The sequence below is a fragment of the Hymenobacter terrenus genome, from assembly GCF_000972495.1.
Classification (GTDB): domain Bacteria; phylum Bacteroidota; class Bacteroidia; order Cytophagales; family Hymenobacteraceae; genus Hymenobacter; species Hymenobacter terrenus.
The window spans coordinates 1-19145 of sequence record NZ_LATM01000049.1 but is presented as its reverse complement, the minus strand read 5'-3'; the positions used below and the strand labels follow the sequence as shown (position 1 = coordinate 19145).

19 protein-coding genes and 2 pseudogenes are annotated in these 19145 nt (G+C 58.8%); 18 read left to right on the top strand and 3 right to left on the bottom strand.

Going from position 1 to position 19145, the window contains the following annotated elements:
- A partial coding sequence (locus WX88_RS25250) for a DUF1810 family protein (RefSeq protein WP_046247214.1) occupies positions 1-273 on the bottom strand: 273 nt, incomplete at its 3' end.
- A 667-nt stretch (positions 274-940) separates the two neighbouring features.
- On the opposite strand from WX88_RS25250, the gene WX88_RS25245 reads away from it, so the two are divergent.
- The 7 genes from WX88_RS25245 (at position 941) to WX88_RS29710 (ending at position 5916) form a co-directional block, all read left to right on the top strand.
- A complete protein-coding gene (locus WX88_RS25245) occupies positions 941-1255 on the top strand; it encodes a Mov34/MPN/PAD-1 family protein (RefSeq protein ID WP_046247213.1) in 315 nt (104 codons plus the stop codon).
- 434 nt (positions 1256-1689) lie between these two features.
- Entirely contained in the window at positions 1690-2043 is a 354-nt protein-coding gene (locus WX88_RS25240; protein WP_046247207.1) for a YciI family protein, read from the top strand.
- Positions 2044-2131: 88 nt separating this feature from the next.
- A complete protein-coding gene (locus WX88_RS25235) occupies positions 2132-3403 on the top strand; it encodes an RNA polymerase sigma factor (protein ID WP_082116303.1) in 1272 nt (423 codons plus the stop codon).
- Between the two features lie 164 nt (positions 3404-3567).
- Positions 3568-4008, top strand: coding sequence for a MarR family winged helix-turn-helix transcriptional regulator (locus WX88_RS25230; protein ID WP_046247206.1), 441 nt, complete (start codon positions 3568-3570; stop codon positions 4006-4008).
- Between the two features lie 107 nt (positions 4009-4115).
- The gene (locus WX88_RS25225; RefSeq protein WP_197076945.1) at positions 4116-4979 is read left to right on the top strand and encodes an SDR family NAD(P)-dependent oxidoreductase; all 864 of its coding nucleotides are present in this window, start codon (positions 4116-4118) and stop codon (positions 4977-4979) included.
- A 36-nt stretch (positions 4980-5015) separates the two neighbouring features.
- Positions 5016-5639 carry an FMN-dependent NADH-azoreductase gene (locus WX88_RS25220; RefSeq protein ID WP_046247205.1) on the top strand — a complete coding sequence of 208 codons (624 nt, stop codon included), beginning with the start codon at positions 5016-5018 and terminating at the stop codon, positions 5637-5639.
- Positions 5640-5697: 58 nt separating this feature from the next.
- Positions 5698-5916, top strand: a complete 219-nt coding sequence (locus WX88_RS29710; RefSeq protein WP_082116302.1) for a DoxX family protein — start codon at positions 5698-5700, stop codon at positions 5914-5916.
- A 965-nt stretch (positions 5917-6881) separates the two neighbouring features.
- On the opposite strand, the pseudogene WX88_RS29170 reads toward WX88_RS29710, so the two are convergent.
- Positions 6882-7121 (bottom strand): annotated as a pseudogene (locus WX88_RS29170) (Tn3 family transposase); the annotation flags it as partial.
- Between the two features lie 436 nt (positions 7122-7557).
- Between WX88_RS29170 and WX88_RS25210 the strand changes: the two are divergent.
- The 11 genes and pseudogenes from WX88_RS25210 (at position 7558) to WX88_RS25175 (ending at position 18219) form a co-directional block, all read left to right on the top strand.
- Positions 7558-8157 (top strand): RNA polymerase sigma-70 factor, encoded by a 600-nt coding sequence (locus WX88_RS25210; protein ID WP_052733094.1) that lies wholly within the window; start codon positions 7558-7560, stop codon positions 8155-8157.
- Positions 8158-8635: 478 nt separating this feature from the next.
- Positions 8636-9346, top strand: a complete 711-nt coding sequence (locus WX88_RS25205; RefSeq protein ID WP_046247204.1) for a DUF4397 domain-containing protein — start codon at positions 8636-8638, stop codon at positions 9344-9346.
- Positions 9347-9589: 243 nt separating this feature from the next.
- Entirely contained in the window at positions 9590-10606 is a 1017-nt protein-coding gene (locus tag WX88_RS28330) for a FecR family protein (RefSeq protein ID WP_197076944.1), read from the top strand.
- Between the two features lie 39 nt (positions 10607-10645).
- A complete protein-coding gene (locus tag WX88_RS25195; RefSeq protein ID WP_052733092.1) occupies positions 10646-13315 on the top strand; it encodes a TonB-dependent receptor in 2670 nt (889 codons plus the stop codon).
- 2 nt (positions 13316-13317) lie between these two features.
- Positions 13318-14355 carry a DUF4249 domain-containing protein gene (locus tag WX88_RS25190; RefSeq protein ID WP_046247203.1) on the top strand — a complete coding sequence of 346 codons (1038 nt, stop codon included), beginning with the start codon at positions 13318-13320 and terminating at the stop codon, positions 14353-14355.
- 52 nt (positions 14356-14407) lie between these two features.
- Positions 14408-14581, top strand: coding sequence for a hypothetical protein (locus WX88_RS30540; protein WP_156176427.1), 174 nt, complete (start codon positions 14408-14410; stop codon positions 14579-14581).
- Positions 14553-14708, top strand: a pseudogene (locus WX88_RS32250) (TIR domain-containing protein); the annotation flags it as partial. The gene WX88_RS30540 and the pseudogene WX88_RS32250, both read left to right, overlap by 29 nt.
- Positions 14709-14892: 184 nt before the next feature.
- Positions 14893-15024, top strand: a complete 132-nt coding sequence (locus tag WX88_RS31600; protein ID WP_231590790.1) for an AlbA family DNA-binding domain-containing protein — start codon at positions 14893-14895, stop codon at positions 15022-15024.
- A 27-nt stretch (positions 15025-15051) separates the two neighbouring features.
- On the top strand, positions 15052-15939 hold the full coding sequence (locus WX88_RS25185) for an ATP-binding protein (protein WP_052733091.1): 888 nt from the start codon (positions 15052-15054) through the stop codon (positions 15937-15939).
- 25 nt (positions 15940-15964) lie between these two features.
- Positions 15965-16891 carry a LytR/AlgR family response regulator transcription factor gene (locus WX88_RS28325; protein ID WP_052733090.1) on the top strand — a complete coding sequence of 309 codons (927 nt, stop codon included), beginning with the start codon at positions 15965-15967 and terminating at the stop codon, positions 16889-16891.
- A 98-nt stretch (positions 16892-16989) separates the two neighbouring features.
- Positions 16990-18219, top strand: coding sequence for a serine hydrolase domain-containing protein (locus WX88_RS25175; protein WP_052733089.1), 1230 nt, complete (start codon positions 16990-16992; stop codon positions 18217-18219).
- A 265-nt stretch (positions 18220-18484) separates the two neighbouring features.
- Here the strand turns inward: WX88_RS25175 and WX88_RS31595 are convergent, their stop codons facing one another.
- Positions 18485-18802, bottom strand: a complete 318-nt coding sequence (locus tag WX88_RS31595; protein ID WP_231590789.1) for a hypothetical protein — start codon at positions 18800-18802, stop codon at positions 18485-18487.
- Positions 18803-19145 lie beyond the last annotated feature (343 nt).

Below are 19145 nucleotides of genomic sequence, written 5' to 3'. Positions count from 1 at the left end.
GGCGGCGTCGTTGCCGGGTAGCGCCAGCAACGCCCGGCTGCTGGCCACCAGCCGGGTGCCCAGCACCGGGTGCTGCGCGTAGGCCTGGGCTTCCGCTGCGCCGTGCAGGCCGTAGTATTGGGCCGTGGCGCTGTGGCCCAAGCCCTGCAGCTGGGGGAAAATGTACCACATCCAGTGGCTGTGTTTGCGGCCCCGTTGGATTTCCGCCAGTGCGGTGGGGTACGCGGCTTCCTGGGCTTCCAAGAAGCGCTGCAACGAATGTGCGGAGCTCATCCGCGCTTTACGTACTGATTCCAATCCCGGGCTATTTCACATCACCAAACCGTTCAGCAAAAGGATGGGGCGGTTAACGCGCTCCGATCAAAAATAGGAGGATATCTTGGTCGGCATGGGCTGGCCCGTTGTAATATAAGGCAAATACAAAGAGCAAGTTGCTTGCCTTAGCGCCGAGTTTAGGACGTGGGTAAAGCTGGACCAAGAGAGGTTCCGGTTGCTGTGCTACCTGGACCCCTACGGGAACACGACGTTCAATGGCCTCCCAATAGAAGATTTGCTTCCGGACCTAGCCCTGTTGCTGGCGATGGAGCCCACCCCCTTGGGTGGCGAACTCATCGTCTTGGTGAAACGGAGCCAAGAGGATGTAGGGGTTCTTGTTCCAAAAGGCGGTTTTACACGCTAAGCAGTTAATCAATTGATTCAGTGATTATTGACAACAGCAAATTCGAAGCCTATCAAAAAGGATTTCCTTTTTGATAGGCTTGGCATACCCTCTCAATTGCTCGGAATCGCCCTTTTTGGCCTTGGTTAAAAGTTTGGTACAAATGTTACATGGGTTGCGTGGGGGTATCGGTTCCCCACTCGACGGTCAGCAGCGCGCCTACATCAAACGGCAACGCCTCTCTCAGCGCCTCGTCCGAGAAGTCGAACTCACCGCAGATTGATGTGCTGCCAACTCACTAGGGACGTCCTCGACCGCTTCACCCAAGGCCGCAAGAAGGCTCCCGAAGCGGGCGGGGTCATCATGGGCAAGCTGTTCGGGGGCGAAATTCAACTCAGGTGGCTGTCGGTGCCGACCCCACTCGATCAGGCGACACGCGACAACTTCGAGCGGCATACCCATTCCGCTCAACTTATCATCGATTACGAGTTTTACAACAGCGGCGGGGAAATGATCTATCTGGGCGAGTGGCACACGCACCCGGAACCTCACCCCTCCCCCTCGCGGACGGACCGGGAAATGATTCGGCGGCCGTAGCAACACCAGGGGCGTCATACGGAAGACCTTCTCCTGGTCATTCAGGGCACCGAATAGCGCTACGCAAGCCGCATCGAGAACGGGCAGCTAACCGCGTGCGTGGACCCCCTTGCGAAAAAATGGTCCTGAATGGGTTACCGGCCTTGAGAAAGCTCCAATCGGGTTTTTACTACAGTCGTTGTTGGATAATAAGTGGTTTAGTAGCTCTTTTGCTGCTGGTTTCCATCTTATAGCCGACTCAAACCCAAGAACCCGTGACGCGCAATAACCTGCCCCAGCGGCTGCACCGAACCATTGCGTAACACCAGTTATTTGTCGGCAATATTTGCTGGCCTTTATTCCTTGAAAAAAGTTTTCGAGGCACTGTCCAGTTCTGGGTGAGCCGTTCGTCTTAGGAGCAAATTCATTCTTTCACCCTACCTCCCTTACTCCTTATGGACATGTTCATGCTCATCTTCCGCGACGATGCCCAGGCCGAACAGGATTACGCCAACCAGTCGCCGGAAGCCCGGCAGGCCGAGCTGCAAAAATGGAACAGTTGGATTGGCAGCATCGCGGCCCAGGGCCGGCTGGTGGGCGCCGAGGCCCTGGCCCCGGGCGGCAAAACCCTGACTGCCGCCGGCACGGTGCACACCGATGGCCCCTATACCGAAGGCAAGGAGATTGTGGGCTACCTCACGCTCAAGGCCGGTAGCCTGGAAGAGGCGGCGCAGTTGGCGCAGGGCTGCCCGGTGTTCGAAACCAACGGCACCGTGGAAATCCGGCCGGTAATCAACTTCGAGCAATAACCGACTACTTCCGCGAAGCGCCGCCCCGGCCCGGCTTGTTGTCCGGTCGGGCCGGCGTATTTTCGCCCCTCTAGCCAAGTATTGCACCATGTTTGCCGTTGCTCCCGAACAGCTTGTTGCCCATCTGTTTCGCCACGAGGCGGGGCGGCTGCAAGCCGTGCTCACGCGCTGGCTGGGCTTAGGCCGGCTAACCGAAGCCGAAGACCTAGTGCAGGATACGCTGCTGGAGGCCCTGGCAGCCTGGAAGCTGCACGGCGTGCCCGAAAATCCCTCGGCCTGGCTGTACAAAGTCGCCCAGCGCAAAACCCTGGATGTGTTGCGCCGCGAGCAGCGCTTTCGGCGCATTGCCGGCGGGCTAAACCAAGGCATTAACGAGGAAACCTACGCAGAGCAGGCTTCGGCCTTGTTTCTGGACGAGGAAATTGCCGACAGCCAACTGCGCATGCTGTTTGCCTGCTGCCACCCCGCGTTGCCACCCGATGCCCAAGTGGCGCTGTGCCTCAAAACCCTGTGCGGGCTAAGCGTAGCCGAAATCGCGGGGGCGTTCCTGACTTCGCCCGACACCATCAACAAACGGCTGTACCGGGCCCGGGAGCGGATTCGGGAAGGGGCTATCCAACTGGAAGTACCCAGCGGACCCCAGTTGACGGCGCGGCTGGCGGGGGTGCGGCAGAGCCTTTACTTGCTGTTCAGCGAAGGCTACCATTCCACGCACCCCGATCAGTTGATTCGACGAGAGCTGTGCGAAGAAGCTTTGCGGCTCACCCGGCTGCTAACGAAGTCGCCGCGCACCAGCCAGCCCGAAACCTTCGCCCTGTTGGCCTTGCTGTGCTTTCAGGCCTCCCGCTTCGACGCCCGCACCACGGAGTTGGGAACCATTGTGCTGCTCGAAAGCCAGGACCGGAGCCGGTGGAACCAGTCCCTCATTGCGCGCGGCCTGCGCTATCTGGGCCAAGCCGCGGCCGGGCAACAGGCCAGCGCCTTTCACCTGGAGGCGGCCATTGCGCTGGAGCATTGCCGAGCCAGGCACTTCGCCGGCACCGACTGGAAAGCCATTGTCGGCTATTACGACCTGCTGCTGGCCCGGAAGCCGTCTGCTATTGTGGCGCTGAACCGCGCCGTTGCCCTGGCTTATGCAGAAGGGCCGCAAAGCGGCCTGCAGGCGGTCCTGGCCGTGGAAGGTCTGGCTCGGCATCGCCTCTACCATGCCGTACTGGGCGAATTGTATTACCAGGCTCTTCAGCCCGTTAAGGCCCGTCAGCACCTGGAGCAGGCCCTGCAATGGACTTCTTCCAAAGCTGAGCAGTTCCTGTTGCAACACAAGTTGGACACAATAAAAGCGCAAGGACGTGGAGGATAGCATTTGCCCGTCGCGGGTTTCGCAACAGGAGTCTAGGGACCCAAAAACGGCTTCTACTGGCTGAAAAATGCATAACAGCTCCTGGTACTAGTGACGAGGCAGCTACTCGTTTTTTTAATTACCATTTTGCGTGCAATTACACTTATCGTGCTTACCTTTGGCCTATGAAAGCCAAAGCCGCCGGTCTGGGCTCGTGTAACTGCCTGTCGCTGCGGCAAGCGGCGCGGCACGTGAGCCAGTTTTACGACCAGCAACTGGCTCCTTTCGGCTTGACCCTTAACCAATACACGATTCTAGTCCGCCTGGCCGTGCTGGGCGCCGCCCCAATCACGGCGGTGGCGCAGGATTTGGTCATGGACCGCACCACGCTCACGCGCAACCTCAAACCGCTCCAGGCCGCGGGGTTACTGACCCAAAAGCCGAGCGATTCCGACCGCCGCAGCCAGTACCTCTCCCTCACCAGCCGCGGCGAACATGTGTTTGCCTTGGCCACGCCGGCGTGGGCCGCGGCGCAGGCGCGGTATGAGCAAGAAGTGGGGGCCGGTCAGGCCGCCGCCTTGCGCCAGTTGCTCCATAACGTCGTGCAAACCCCCCTTCTGGGATAATTCTGCTCACTATTTTTTTAGTTAAACAGGTGTAATTACACCTTATTCGCACATTTTCCCTTTCACTTCCATCATCCCTTTACGCCCACTTTTTTCATCATTCCGTCATGCACCCAACCCCCGAAAAAGTAACCCTCATTACCGGCGCCTCGCGCGGCATTGGCCGGGCCATCGCCGAGCGACTCGCCCAAGACGGCTTCGCCGTCGTCGTCAACTACGCCAAAAGCGCCGACCAGGCGCAGGCCCTCGTCCAGCGCCTCACCCAGCAAGGCGGCCGGGCGCTGGCCGTGCAGGGCGATGTAAGCCGCCAAGCCGACGTAATTACCCTCTTCGAGCGGGCCGTGGCTGAATTCGGCCGGCTGGACGTGCTCGTCAACAACGCGGGCATCGGCGCGTTCGGCGTCCCCCTCGAAAACATCACGGACACGCACTACGATGCCCTGTTCAATACCAACGTCCGGGGACTGATTTACGCCTCGCAAGCGGCCAGCCAACATTTTGGCGACAGCGGCGGCCACATCATTAACCTCTCGTCGGTGGTCGGCAACCGACCCGCGCCCTATTCCGCCGTGTACGCCGCGACCAAAGCAGCCGTGGATTCCTTGACCAAAAGCTTCGCGGCCGAACTGGGTCCGCGCCGCATCCGCGTCAACGCCGTGGCCCCGAGCCTGACCGAAACCGATGGGACTGCCGGCATGCCCGCCGCCTTCCGGGAGCACATCACGCAGACCACGGCGCTGGGGCGCCTGGGTACCGCCCCTGACATCGCCGGGGTCGTGGCGCTGCTGGCCTCGCCGGCTACTGGATTAATGGCCAGATTCTGTACGCCGATGGGGGCCTGCGGGGGTAACCCGTGCTCGTTCCACCGGCAACTTGTTTTTCAACCCATCGGGTCCTCAGCGCAAGCCGCGGAAGCCCACCGTCGGCTCGATAGCCGCCAAACCACGGGCAAACCCGTGTTCCTTCCCTAATCAACAAGCAATCACCCCCACTTCAACACTTTTCTCATGACTCACTCCCCCAACCGCCCCCTTGAAATTCTGCGCCTCGACAGCAGCCCGCGCTATGTTGATTCCGTGTCCCGGCACCTGACCGACCACCTAGTGGCACGCTTGCGGCGGGAATATCCCGAGGCTAACGTCACGACCCGCGATTTGGCGGTAGGCCTACCGCTCCCAACCGAGGCGTTCGTGGATGGGAGTTTGTACTCCATGCAAAACCCAACCCCGGCCATGCAAGCCGCTATGCCGCTTTCCAACGAACTGGTGGCCGAACTGGTCGCCGCCGACGTGGTGGTGCTCGGCCTGCCGATCTACAACTGGACCGTCCCCTCCACGTTCAAAGCGTATGTCGACCATGTCAACCGCCTCGGCGTGACCTTTGACTACGTCGACGGCGTTTCGCACGGCTTACTCCGCGCCCGCAGCGTTTACATCGTCTTTACCAGTGGGGGCACCGGCCTGGGCAGCGACAAGGACTTCGCCACGCCGTATGCTCGGTTTCTGTGGCAGACGCTGGGCATTCAACACGTCGAGTTCATTGATGCTGCCGGGCTCCTGTTCAACGCCGCGGAAAACACGCGTAAAGCCGAGGCGCAAATCGAGCAGCTCGTGTTACCCGTATTTGCCTGATTGCTCCTGGCTCCCAACGCTCCCGCCTTTTTCTTAACTTTCAACTCGCCTCCTTTTCATGAGAGTAGTCAACAGTGCTTACGGGGTCAGCACAGGGCTGCTAGCTCTAATGATGGCCGGTTCGACGTACGCTTATTTCACGTCGCCCGACATGCTGACGGCCTTCCAGCACCTCGGTTTTCCGAGCTTCTTCCGCCAGCAGCTCGACGTGTTCAAAATTCTGGGCGTGGTGGCGCTGCTGGCCCCGGTACCGGCTCGGGTGAAGGAGTGGGCCTAGTATGGGTTCTTTGTAGTCTTGGTGTCGGCCCTGGGGCGCACTTCACCCTGGGGGACCCGGCCCAGACGACAGTCGGGCCGATGATGGGTCTGGGGCTGCTAGGGGTTTCCTACTTCTCTTACCACCGGCGCGAACGCGGGGGCGGCCTCAACGCCCCCGCGTTCGCGCCAGTTACCGCCAAGTAGGGGTGGGGGCTGGCCGCAGCGGATAACACATTGCCGGTCCTTCTGTTGAGAACGGGTCAAGGGGATATCAGCGTATTCCGCAAACTGGCCTTGCGGTCGGAAAATAAACGGACGTTTTCCAACTGAGGTGGTCTAGCTAAGCCGGACAGAATTGGGACGTGGTTTTGGATTGGGTTTCTAAATGGTTGGGCGCTTGGTAACTGAGCAAAGAATGCCATCGTTCGGCGTTGTAATAGGCGGTGTGGTGGCTGATTTCGAGCGTGGCCTCGGCCACCCGGGAGAGCAGCCGCCGTTGAGCAACTCGGCTTTGAAACGGCTCCAAAAGGATTCGGCGTAGGTCATACCCGGTAGGGCATTGTCGTAGCAGTTGCCCTACCGGGTACGACCGCACCGACTCATGCTTTGCTGGGCCTGGTAGCAGGTCAGTAGCTCCTTGAAGCGGGTGGCCGTGTATTGACTGCCCACGGTGCCGCCGCGGCTTCACTTAAGTCGGAATGCACAATAAGCCCGGCCGGGGGCCGGCGGAGCGCCTCACTGACTAGGTTCTTGGGCATGGTGTCGCGCACGTCCTACGTGCGTGCCGCCGCCGCGGCACGGCGCACACGGCAATCCGTTCAAAAACGAGGTTCTCCAGCGTCCCAGTGTCGTGGGTACATTGCCGCCATTTTGCCTGTGAGCTGGCAGCATATGAGTCCAGACGGCAAATTTGACTTCTCCGACAACGCCCGGGAGGATTCCTTACGCTTCGACTTGGGGTTCTTTTAGTAAGTGGACTTAATCCTACGCTATATGCCGGTAGCGCGCCGGGGAGAGGAACCGCAGGTCTTCGGCGGCGACGGCCTGCCCTTCCTGTTGCAGTTGAGTGACCACTTCCTGCATGTAGACCGTGTTCCAGACCACAACTAGGTTGGTGAGCAGGTTCAGGTAGCGCACGGTTTCCTGTTGCTGCTCGTTCTGCTGGCGGTGTAGAGCCCCGTCGCCGCCGAACCAGAGCCAGCTGCGCAGCGCGTGCAGCTGCTCGCCTTTATTGAACTCGGGTGGCTGTTACATAACATAGTATAATAGCTTTACCGCGGGGCTCTACGAGTAGAAGCGAGCCAGGAAGGCTATCAAAAATATATTTTAAAGGCGCTTAATAAGTATTTAACCTGTTTTTGGATTACCTAACGAGTTCTAACAGCCACATGCGTTCTAAGGTACTAGCTTCAGTTTATTCGAATGACTAGCTTTTGGTTGTTCAGTACGCGTCTTTTATCCGTTTTGTGCATCAACGCTTCATTTCGCACTTGGTTACTGACTTATTGACCGAAGGACCTTTTTCAGCAGACCCAGGGGCTTACCGATTGTTTCTGTTTCAACTCTTGCGATACCCCAAGTAGAAAAGCATAGCGTAATTTTATAACGCTTTTTACCGGCTTTTGCTCTAGCTAGCTGGTTGCTCACCTTTTCACCGACAATGTCAAACGCTGCTCATTATTCGGAGGCGGAACTGGTTCTTCAGCTTCGGCAAGGCAATGAGCAGGCTTTTGAAGCTGTATTCCATCGCTACCATGTCGAAATGTTTCGCTTTGCGCTGAAATATGTGCAAGTGTCGCCGATTGCCGAAGATCTTGTACACGACGTGCTACTATATCTGTGGGAGCGTCGGCAGGACCTTGTCATCACAACTTCTCTGAAAGCCTATCTGTACGCGGCAGTTAAATACCGCGCGCTGGACTACCTGAAAAGCCAATACGCCAAGCAGGTTTACGAAACCGATATTCCAGACGTGCTGACCGCCGCAACGCAGGCCGACACTGCTTTGCAGGTGCAGCAATTAAACGAGGCCATCCAACGGGCCATAGCCGAGCTGCCCGAAAAGTGCCGCGTGATTTACCAACTCAGCCGTGACACTGGCCTGACGTACAAGGAGATTTCCGAACAGCTGGACCTCTCCCCTAAAACAGTGGAAGCGCAAATGGGCATTGCGCTGCAAAAGCTCCGGAAATATCTGCAACAATACTGGATAATAGCTGTAGGGCTGGCGTTGCCGCTGTTGCCGTTTCTATTCAAGTGATTTTGGTCCGGACGTGACGGCGGTGAGGGCCCGCGAGTTTCTATTTAAATTATTTTGGTCCGAGCGTGAGTGGATAACGCCTCATCAACGCTGTGTCTATTAAATTTTAACTTATTGATTATCATAGGTATAATAGGATATTATTTCTCAAACGCCCTCCTTGAGCAGTCGTTGAACTGGGGTAAGGGCGGAGGCGTGCTTGAGATTTTTTCGCTGCCTCTTTAGGGGTACTACCTCGTTTTGTCGCCTTAGCTATAGAACCGAGCCAGGCTGTTCGGTAGGCGGGCTCGCAACACCTTCTGAATGAGCGACCTGAACAAGTCGCCTCCGCGGGTGTGAGGTTCTCGCCCTTACGAACGGAGGTTCGGGGGCGTTTTTCACTTCCAGCTATCCTCTATTACCAACTTCCTGCTATTGGTCGATACAACTACGTTTTACCTGTCCATTTTCTTTTTTACCTTCTTTTTTACTTCTTAGCATGAAGACCCTTGCTCAAGCTTTCCTGTATGCTCTCCCGGTGTTTGCCATTGCCCTTTCCGGCTGCGACAAAGACGATGCTTCCCAGCCTGCCCCCGCGCGTACTGGAGCGGTACAGGTAATTCACGCAGCCACTTTCAACAACCAAGATATTGACGCGGTGCTCGAAGGTCAGCCCTCGAAAAAAATTGCCTACGGAGGACGTAGGGTGATTTTTACTACCAACGCCAAGTCGGCCGGCGACGGTCAACTCCGGCTGAAGGAATCCGCGACGCAGACCGATATTCTGACCCTGCCACAGACCATTCAGAAGGATAGAATCTATTCGCTGTTCGTCTACAATCCTACCGCTGCCAGTGTGGGGACGTTGCTGGTGGACGACTCGAACAGTGTGCTGGCGCCGCCGGTGGCTGGTAAGGCCATTGTTCGGCTGGTCAACCTAGGGTTTGAGGCGGGCTCCGTTTCGCTTGCGGCGCAGGAAACGGGCGCCGTTCCCCTGGTGGCCGACGTTGCCTTTGGCGCGGCTAGTCCATTCACCGATATTGATGCCAAAACCTATGCCCTGGAAGTGCGCCAGCCTTCTGGGGCTGTTCTGGCTTCCAGAAGCATCACGATTCCTGCTACTGGTGCCAGCACTATTCTCTTGCGGGGTCATAAGGCAGTCGATGCGTCGGCAACTTCACAATTCACAATCGATGTTTATACTTTCTAAAATAAAGACGGCCGAGTAACTACTGCGGTCCTGCCGGTCTGCTTGCGCCATAGACGGGCAGGACCGCAGTAAGGACGCAACAGGGAGAGCCAAATGCCTTATGCTTCGGTCAGGAATACAGCAAAAAACCGCCCTGCGCCACTACCGGGTGCCCCTACCTGGTATTGGTTGTACTTATAAATTAAAGCTTTAACGCGAAACGAGAGCTGCATGCCGCCGCTCGACTTATTCAACTGCTTGCCAATGCACGACGAAACGAATTGGGAGTTGCTGGCCAAGTACCTGGCCGGGGAATGTACGGCCGCCGAGTTGCAGCAAGTGACGGAATGGGTGCGGGCCGACAGGCGCAACCACCAGTTGCTGCAACAGATGACCCAAGCCTGGGAATTGTCGCCGCGAGACCATGCCCAAGCCCAACCCAATTCGCAGGCGCTCTGGCAGCGGCTGCAAGTCAGTATGCGGCACAAGCAGCCTTTTGTGGCCGTGCATACCACGTCGCAAACCCGGCGGCTGTGGCCGCAGCAAACGCTGCTGCGCATTGCCGCTTCGGTGCTGCTGGTGCTGGGCATAGGCCTGGGAGCCTACTACTGGCCTAAAGAGCCCACCCTCATCACGCAGCTAACCCAAACCCAGCAGCAGAAAACCCTGACCTTGCCCGACGGCACCAAAGTCTGGCTCAACGAGGGCAGCAAGCTCTCCTACCCCCCGGCGTTTGCCGCGGCGCGGCGCGAGGTCACGCTGGAAGGCGAGGCGTATTTTGAGGTGGTGCACCTGCGCCAGCACCAACCCTTCGTTGTCAAGGCCCGTGGTGCCGAAACTACCGTCTTGGGTACTTCTTTTGATGTGACGACCGACGCGCCGGCCGGCGTAACCGTTAGCGTCGTCACGGGGCGGGTACAACTGGCGCAAGCCAATGCCGCTGACCGGCACGTGTTACTGACCAAAGGGTGGACGGGGGTGTACAACCCGGCTACCCAACAGGTGCAGCGCGACTCGACCACCGACCTGAACTTTCTGGCCTGGAAAACCGGGGTGCTCACTTTCCGCAAAACCCCGGTACGAGACGTAATGGCTGCTTTAACTACCTATTACCACCGCCCCATCGTGCTGCAAGACTCTACCCTGGGCACTTGCCGCTTCACGGGCACCTTCGTACGGCAGCCCCTGGACAGCGTGCTCCAGACCGTGAGCTTAACCTTCGATGCCCAAGTTCGTCGGCAAGCCAACTCCATCACGTTGCAGGGGGGTACTTGCCAATAGCCCCTCTGCCTTCTCAGAAACTATCCTAGCTCCTTGTTCATGTTCACTCTCGCAGTGGGCAGGCTTATCCGGTTGGCCCTCACGTTGGGGTGCTGGATTAGCCTGGCAGCGCTTTGCCAAGCCCAACCTTCTTCCAGCCTAACCCAGCCAATCCGGCTGCGCAGCCCCAACGGCAGCCTGGGTAGCGTGCTGGTCGAAATCAGCCAACAGACCCAACTCACCTTCGTGTACAGCGACGACGCGGTGGCAACCTCCGCCCCCGTAAAAGCCCCGGCGGGAAACCAAACGGTGAAGCGCATTCTGGACGCAGTGCTGACGGCCAATGGCCTCACCTACAAGCTGCTGAACCAGCAAATTATCGTCCGCAGGAAAGCAGCGGCGCCTAAATCTGGCAAAGCCAAAGGTTCGGTCACGCTCAGCGGCTACGTCCGCGACGCGGCCACGGGCGAGAACCTGATTGGAGTGGTGGTGCTGAGTTCCGGCCAGGGCCAGGGTACGACCACCAACACCTACGGATTCTACTCGCTCACGCTGCCGGCTCCAGAAGACGGGGATTCCGTGCGGGTGCTGGTCGCCTATCTCGGCTACGAGAAAGCGCGCTGGGCCACGGGCGCCACCGGCAGCGTGCGCTACGATTTCAACTTGCGAGCCACAACTAGTGAGTTGGCAGGCGTGGAGGTAGTGGGCCGCCGCGAGGAAAGCAGCGTCCAGAGCACGCGCATGGGCACCATCAACGTGCCCATCACCCAAATCAAAAACCTCCCCAAGCTATTCGGCGAAACCGACGTGCTCAAGGTGCTCCAGCTCCTGCCCGGCGTGCAGAGCGGCGGCGAGGGCAGCTCGGCTTTGTACGTGCGCGGCGGCTCGCCCGACCAAAACCTGATTCTGCTCGACGGCACGCCCGTTTACAATGCCGCTCACTTGTTTGGCTTCTTTTCGGTCTTCAACGCCGATGCCATCAACAACGTCGAGCTGATCAAGGGCGGCTTTCCGGCCCGTTACGGGGGCCGGCTTTCGTCGGTGCTGGATATTTCGATGAAGGAAGGCAACATGCAGCAGTTTCACGGCGAAGGCGCTATCGGGCTGCTGGCTTCGAAGATTATGCTGGAAGGCCCTATTAAGAAGGATACGGCTTCGTTTATCTTCTCGGCCCGCCGCACCTACCTTGATTTGCTGGCCCGCCCCATCCTGAAAGCAGTTGTAAATGATGGCAGCACGCGCAGTGCCCTGGGCTACTATTTCTACGATCTCAACGGCAAGCTCAACTGGAAGGTAAGCCCGCGCGACCGGCTCTACCTGAGCGCCTACACCGGCTCCGACCAGTTCTACAGCCGCTACCAGTATGACTACCAGCCGAGCGGGTACAGCAAAACCGAATCGAAGCTGGGCTGGGGCAATCTGACCAGCGCCTTGCGGTGGAACCGCGTGCTGACTGACCAACTGTTTATGAACACCCACTTCACCTACAGCAAGTACCAATTCGACGTGGACTCGGAAGATGAATCGCTGCGGCCGACGAGCACCGACCCGGAGCCCCGCACGGATAGCTACGCGCTGCGCTACCTGTCCAACATTCGGGACCTGAGTTTGAAAACCGACCTGGACTTCGTGCCCAACCCCAACCACTATATCCGCTTCGGAAGCCAATACATTCTGCACCAGTTCCGGCCGGGCGCCTTGCAGGAACGCGGTAACACGGGCACGCTCGAAACCCGGGCGCAGACCTCGCCCCGCACGCTGGCCCACGAAGCTGGTCTTTATATCGAAGACGACTACCGCGTGAGTAAGCGGCTGAAAGTGAATGCGGGCCTGCGGCTGAATACCTACCGGGTGGAGAAAAAGCTGTATTTCTCGCTAGAGCCGCGGGTGGCGGCGCGCTTCCTGCTCACCGAAGAATGGGCCCTGAAAGCGTCCTACGCCCGCACCGCGCAGTTTATCCACCTGCTCACCAACAGCGGCATCGGCCTGCCCACCGACCTGTGGGTGTCCGCCACCGACCGCATCAAGCCCCAACAGGCGCAGCAGTTCAGCCTAGGTGTGGCACGCACCGTGCGCCTGCGCGACGCCGATTACGAACTCAGCTTTGAAAGCTACTACAAGCCCATGCGCCACCTGATTGAGTACCAGGAAGGGGCCAACTTCGTGGGCACCACCGACCGGGGCTGGGAAGACAAAGTGACCAGCGGCAAGGGCTGGGCCTACGGCGGCGAGCTGTTTTTGCAAAAGAAAACCGGGCGCACCACCGGCTGGATCGGCTACACGCTGGCCTGGAGCACCCGCCGGTTTCCGGAGTTGAACCAGGGCCGCATCTTCCCTTACAAGTACGACCGCCGCCACGACGCCTCCGTGGTCGTTACCCACAAGCTCAACGACCGCCTCACGCTTTCCGGCACCTGGGTCTACGGCACCGGCAACGCTATTACGCTGGCCAGAGGCCAATACGGGCTATCCAATATCGAAGCGGTGGACAACTACGGGCCGCGCAACAGCTACCGCATGCGGGCCTACCACCGCCTGGACCTGGACCTGAGCAAAACCAAGAAGAAGCGCTGGGGCGAAGTGGTCAACAGCTTCAGTCTCTACAACGCCTACAGCCGTCAGAATCCTTACCTGCTGTATCTAAGCCAAGAAGTCAACCAAAAGCCCCGCTACCGGCAAATTTCGCTTTTCCCCGTTATTCCTTCCTTCAGCAAAAGTTTCAAGTTTTAAGCATGCGTTATTTTCCATCCTTGCCCAAAAAGCGCGTACCCGGCCTACGCTTGCTGCTAACGGCCTTGCTGGCAACCGGCTGCGAAACCACGATAGATATACCCACGCCGGAAGAAACGCTCCGGCTGGCGGTAGTGTACACCCTTTCCAACCAGCCGCCGGTGCGGGGCCAGCCCGGCGTGGCGGATGCGCGCACCCCCTACGTGAGTGCCAGCCGGCGCCTGTTCGAGGAGGGGCCCTTAGGTCGGAACGATGCCACGGTGGAGGTGCTCGATGCCCGCGGCCAGGTGGTGGAAAGCTTCACTAACACGCCCACCATTTCCGGCCTGGTTATACCGTTAGGCGACGGCAGCTACACCGCCACCCGCAACTTCCGGGCGCAGCCCGGCGAAACCTACACGCTGCGGGCCAGCGCACCGGGCCTCGAAGCTGTGGAGAGTACGCTCACGCTGCCGGCTGCGGCCCGCGTCGAAACGGCCAGCTTCGTTCCGCACACGGCCAACTCCCCCAATCGCCCGCCGGCGCCGGTGCAGGGCCGCTTGTCGATAACCGTTCCCGACAACCCGGCCACCACCGATTACTACTTGGTCTACGCCCGGGTGCTGGACCAGGCGGGCAAACTGTGGGGCAACCTGCTTCCCGATTATACCACGCAAAACAATGACCTGGATATCGATTCTTGGAGAGTTGTTGCTGACCGCTTTCAACTCTCCAAGGATAGGCGCACCGACCTGGACGCCAGCCCGTATCCGTATGCTGATGCTGGCCGTAACGGCCAGCCGCTCACGTTAAACAGCGACGCCTTTGCCTATTCGCAAGCCCGTATTACGGCCGGCTCCCCGCCGCCGGAGCCGTTCTATATCGAAGTAACCGTAAGCAGTATCACCCGCGACACGTACCTGTTTTACCAGTCGCTGCGGCGCTATTACGCTGCGAAAAACAACGTCTTTGCCGAGCCGGCCCCGCTTGTGTCTAACATCCGCAACGGGTACGGCCTGTTCGGCGGCGCCACCGACGTTACGTACCGCTTCAAGTTGTAGCGTCGTGAGGTGACGAGCTGTAGCAGGAGCACTTACAGCAGATTCGCGCACGATGATCAATCGCCTGGGGTGCTACTCGTTCCTGCCAGTTGCTGGCCGGACTACGGCCGTTAAGAACCGGTTCGTCGTACACGGCCGCGACCACACCGTCCGCAACGAGGTGCAGCAGGTGCTTCATTCCCTGAGCATCCCCAGCATTGTGCTCGATTATCATTGCCTCGCCTGACGACGAGGGCCGCCTGCGTCCAAAGGCCCGAAGCAAAGCTACCAGCGACGGCTTACGCCCCCGCGCCTGCCAGAACGTTGTACTTGAACTGGGATACCTCCTGCCTAAGCTGGGCCGAAAGAACCTGTTCCAACTCTACCCCGCCGATGTCGAGCTGCCCAGCGACCTACAGGGAGTCGTTTATCACTCGGGAAGCACTTGGAAAATGAAACTGGTGCGCGAAACGCGACGCCGGTTTCGTCATCAACCAAGCCGCCGCCGACCGTCTCTAACTGGCCGTTCCACATCCTTTTTATCTGATACCACGCGTTATGCCTATTGCCCCGGAGCAGCAACAAACCGAATGCAAAGAATCCTGGCGGGAAGACCATTTGATGCGAGTCTGTGGCTTCGCCAATGCGCAGGGCGGCCGGCTGTACGTAGGCAAGGATGACGACGGATGAGTAGTGGGTATTCCGAACAGCCGCCGTTTGCTGGAAGAATTGCCCAATCAGATACGCAACTTGCTGGGCATCTTAGTGGAGGTAAACCACCATATCGAAGCCAAGCACGAATACCTGGAGTTAGTGGTCGAAGCCTACCCTTACCCCGTCAGCTACCGGGGCAGGTACTACCGCCGCAGCGGCAGCACCAATCAGGAGTCGCGGGGAGCCACGCTGGATGCGTTTCTGCTGCAGAAGCAGGGCAAACGGTGGGACGGCGTTCCCACTCCCGGCATTACGGCCGCTGAGCTAAATCCGGCGGCCTTCGACCTGTTCCGGGAACTGGCCGCCCGCAGCGACCGCGTCGATGCCGACGTGCTGCAGGATAGCAACGAGGTCTTGCTCGAAAACCTCCACCTAACCCACGGGGCCTACCTCAAGCGGGCTGCTATCCTGCTCTTTCACCCCGAACCCGAACGATTCGTCACCGGCGCCTACGTCAAAATCGGCTACTTCGCGACCAATGACGACTTGCGGCATCAAGACGAAGTACAAGGTCCGTTGTTGCTGCAAGTAGACCGCATCCTGTCTTTGCTCCAAAACCGGTATCTGCAGGCGGAAGTGCGTTACGAAGGCAGCGTTCGCATCGAACAGCGGCCTTTCCCAGAAGATGCCCTACGCGAGGCGCTGCTGAATGCACTGGCACACAAGGATTGCAGCGGTGGCGCCCCGGTGCAAATCAGCGTGTACGACGACCATCTGCTGTTCTGTAACGAAGGCCAGTTGCCTGATCAGTGGACCGTAGAAAATCTGCAACGCAAGCACCCCTCTAAACCATTCAACCCTGATGTAGCCAACTCCCTCTTTCGGGCCGGTTACATTGAATCCTGGGGCCGGGGCACCCTCAAGATGATAACTGAATGCCGCTGGCACTAACTACCGGAACATCGTTTTCTCTACGATGCCGCAGGCTTCGAAGTCCGGTTCTTCACCGAAGCCGCCAGCTATTTTCGCAGCCGGCGACCACTGGCTCCGGCTGCTGGCCGTGCCCCTGATCGTGGCCATCAACTTTTATATTTTATACCGCACCCACCGTCTTGATTTTCTGCACATCAGCAGCCTGCTGGCCGACGTGTTGCAGGGTTATGTGGCTTTCGAGTTGTGCCAGTACATTATTCTGTGGTTGGACACCCGATGGGCTTGGGTAGAAAAACCGATCCAGCGACTGAACCGGCAACTGCTGCTTACCAGCGCCGTGACGCTGGTGGTCTTTGGGGGGCTGACCCAGGGCATAAAGGCCCTATTCCGGTTACCGCCTTTTGCCGACGGGCGTTTCTTTGACTACAGCTTCAATCTATCCGATCGGTTGATGATTTTAATTTGGGTAGGCTTTGTCAACGTGTTATACACCGCGTGGTATCTATATGAGCTGTACCAGCTGCGGGAACTTGCCCCTCCGCCGGCGGCTCCAGCGGCCATATCGACGACGGCGGAGGCTGAGCGGCACCCCCGCCACTTGCTAGTGCGGGCTGGCAAGCAGGAGCTGCTGCTGGCTCATGGGGAGGTGCTGCTGTTCTACATCGAGCACCAGGTGGTGCTGGCCCTGACCACGGCCCACAAGCGCTACGCCCTCGACGCCTCGCTCGACAAGCTCGAGACCCAACTCGACCCAGCGCAGTTCTTCCGCGCCAACCGCCAGATGCTGCTCACCCACGCCGCCGTCAAGAGCGTGCGCCCGGAAAACAACGGCAAGCTACGGGTGACGCTGCACGAGTTGCCTCAGCGACCGACTCCCGACGTGGTCATCAGCCGTTTGAAAGCCGCCGCCTTCCGGCGCTGGCTCAAAGGTTCGCTCACAGCGACCGACACTTCAGCGGTGGATTTATAGCAGTTCACCAAAAACCGGGTTTTTGAGGCTACCAGGGCTACTGAGAGCGGGTAGGTTTGCAGCGCGTCTTCTGCGAACTACTCACCCCAAGCCCGCTAATGAACCTGCTGAATCTCCTCCAACCCTCCTCCCGGCTCCTGCGCCGGGCGCTGCCTGTACTAGCCAGCCTGGCCCTGACCGCTTGCAATACCCACGACGGTACTTCCCCTTCGCCCCCCACCGCCGGCTGCCAGTTGCCCGCGCCGGCCACACCCCATCCCAAAGCCGCCCAGTACCAGGCCTTGCTCGACTCTTATGTCCAGAAAGGGTTGCCCGGCGTGGTGCTCTTGGTCAAAACGCCGAAGGACGGCGTCTGGGTGGGGGCGGCTGGTAAAGCCAATCTGGAAACGGGCAAGCCCATGACGGCGTGCAGCCTGCACTACCCACAGAGCATCGCCAAGACCTTCACGGCCACAGCGATGATGATGCTCGTGGAAGAAGGCAAAGTGAACCTCGACGCCACCCTCTCCTCCTACCTGCCGCAAGAGGTGATCAGCAGGATTACTAACGGGGATAAAGTGACCGTGCGGCAACTATTGCAGCATACGTCGGGCCTGTACAACTACACGAGGAATGAAGCCTATCAAGCAGACGTTCTCGCGAACCTGAACAATCCCAACCGCGCGTATACCACCGAAGAGTACCTCAACTACTTCGCTTACAAGCCCGCGTATTTTGAGCCGGGCACCTCATTTCGTTATGCGGACTCCAATTACGTGCTGGCCGCGCTAATCATCGACCGGATAACAGGTAAGAGTCATGCGAAGATGTTTACGGAACGCATCTTCCGCCCGTTGGGCCTGCGCGACATCTACTACAAGCAGGAACCCGCCTACCCCATGCCGCGGGACTTGGTAGCCAGCTACATTGATGACCCAGGCACGAGTGTCCGAGTGAATGTGTCCGACGCTCAAAGCCGTAGTGTGCGCAGTTTCATCGGGGACGATGGCCTAATTTCCTCGGCCTACGACCTTGCCCAATTTGTGGAAGCCTTGGCTAAGGGCCGGCTGGTGAAGACCGCGTCGCTGCGGCAGATGACCCAGTGGATTACGACCAACGCCCCGGGGGTGCACTATGGGCTGGGTTTATACAAATTTGATACCCCTGATGGCATTGCCTTTGGCCACGACGGTGACGGATTGGGTGCGGGGGCCCAGATGTTTCATTTTCCGGATTCAGGCGTCACCTACGTGGCCTTCACCAACATCGGGACCTTTCTGCCCGGCCCAGCCGATAAGCTCTTCCAAGAAGACTTGCCGGCTGACGTGCGCAAAATCGCCTTCGAATGAGCTGTCGGCGGAAGCTTTTCCCGCCGACAGCCCTTTGGCTACGCTGATCAAGGTGAATGTGTTCCGGCTCTTTCAACAGCCTGGTAGTTGCCCACCGCTCGCGCCGGCCTTTACAGTCAATTTAAGTAGTTGCCTTCATGAAGTAACTAGCTTTGCTCCTGGCCTTTGCGCTGGGGCAGTTAATCCAGCAGGCGACGGCCCCGCCCACCACGCCCCGCCATCGCCCCGACTACACCGCCCTCAAAGCGGAGCTCTCTCAGCTGATTCAACAGCAAATGAGGAAGCGCAAGATCACGAGGCAAACTGTGGGCTTCGACGCCGACAAGCTCCTCAAGGGCCGCAAGCGCTTGGTGCTGGGCAACGTGCTGGCCAGCCGGGTGTTGCCCGCCAACGCGGCTGATGGTCCGGCCGCCATCGCTTTCTGGTACGAGGTAGCCGCTCCCCACTGTTGGGCTAGGTGCAGGTCGTTTTCGTCGATAGCGCCTTTAAAAGCGTGTTTCGGGAGCATCTGGCCGACCGCTACGGCATTCGCGTCGAGAAACCGGCGCACGTGCTGGTGGAGAAAGCGAACTTTTGCATTCATGCCTGGCGCTGGATGGTCGAACGCACTTTTGCGTGGCTGAGTGCGAATCGCAGATTGTCAAGGAATATGACCGAAGTTTGTACCACGCCAACGCCTGGATTTGCTTAGCCAACATCAGAAGAGTGCTCAAATTATGTTAGCTTCAAACAGCTTCTTAGTCATGCTTACACAGCGGGTAGTAGCGTACAAGGGGGTGAGAAGAGACGAGTTGGGAGGGGGCGGTGCTAGGTTTGCGCCGCAACCAACCGCCAGCACATGACCAAGACGTTGATCATCATCACGCATCCGGACCTAAGCACGTCTGTGGCCAACAAGCAGTGGGTAGAGGCCCTGGGCCTCTACC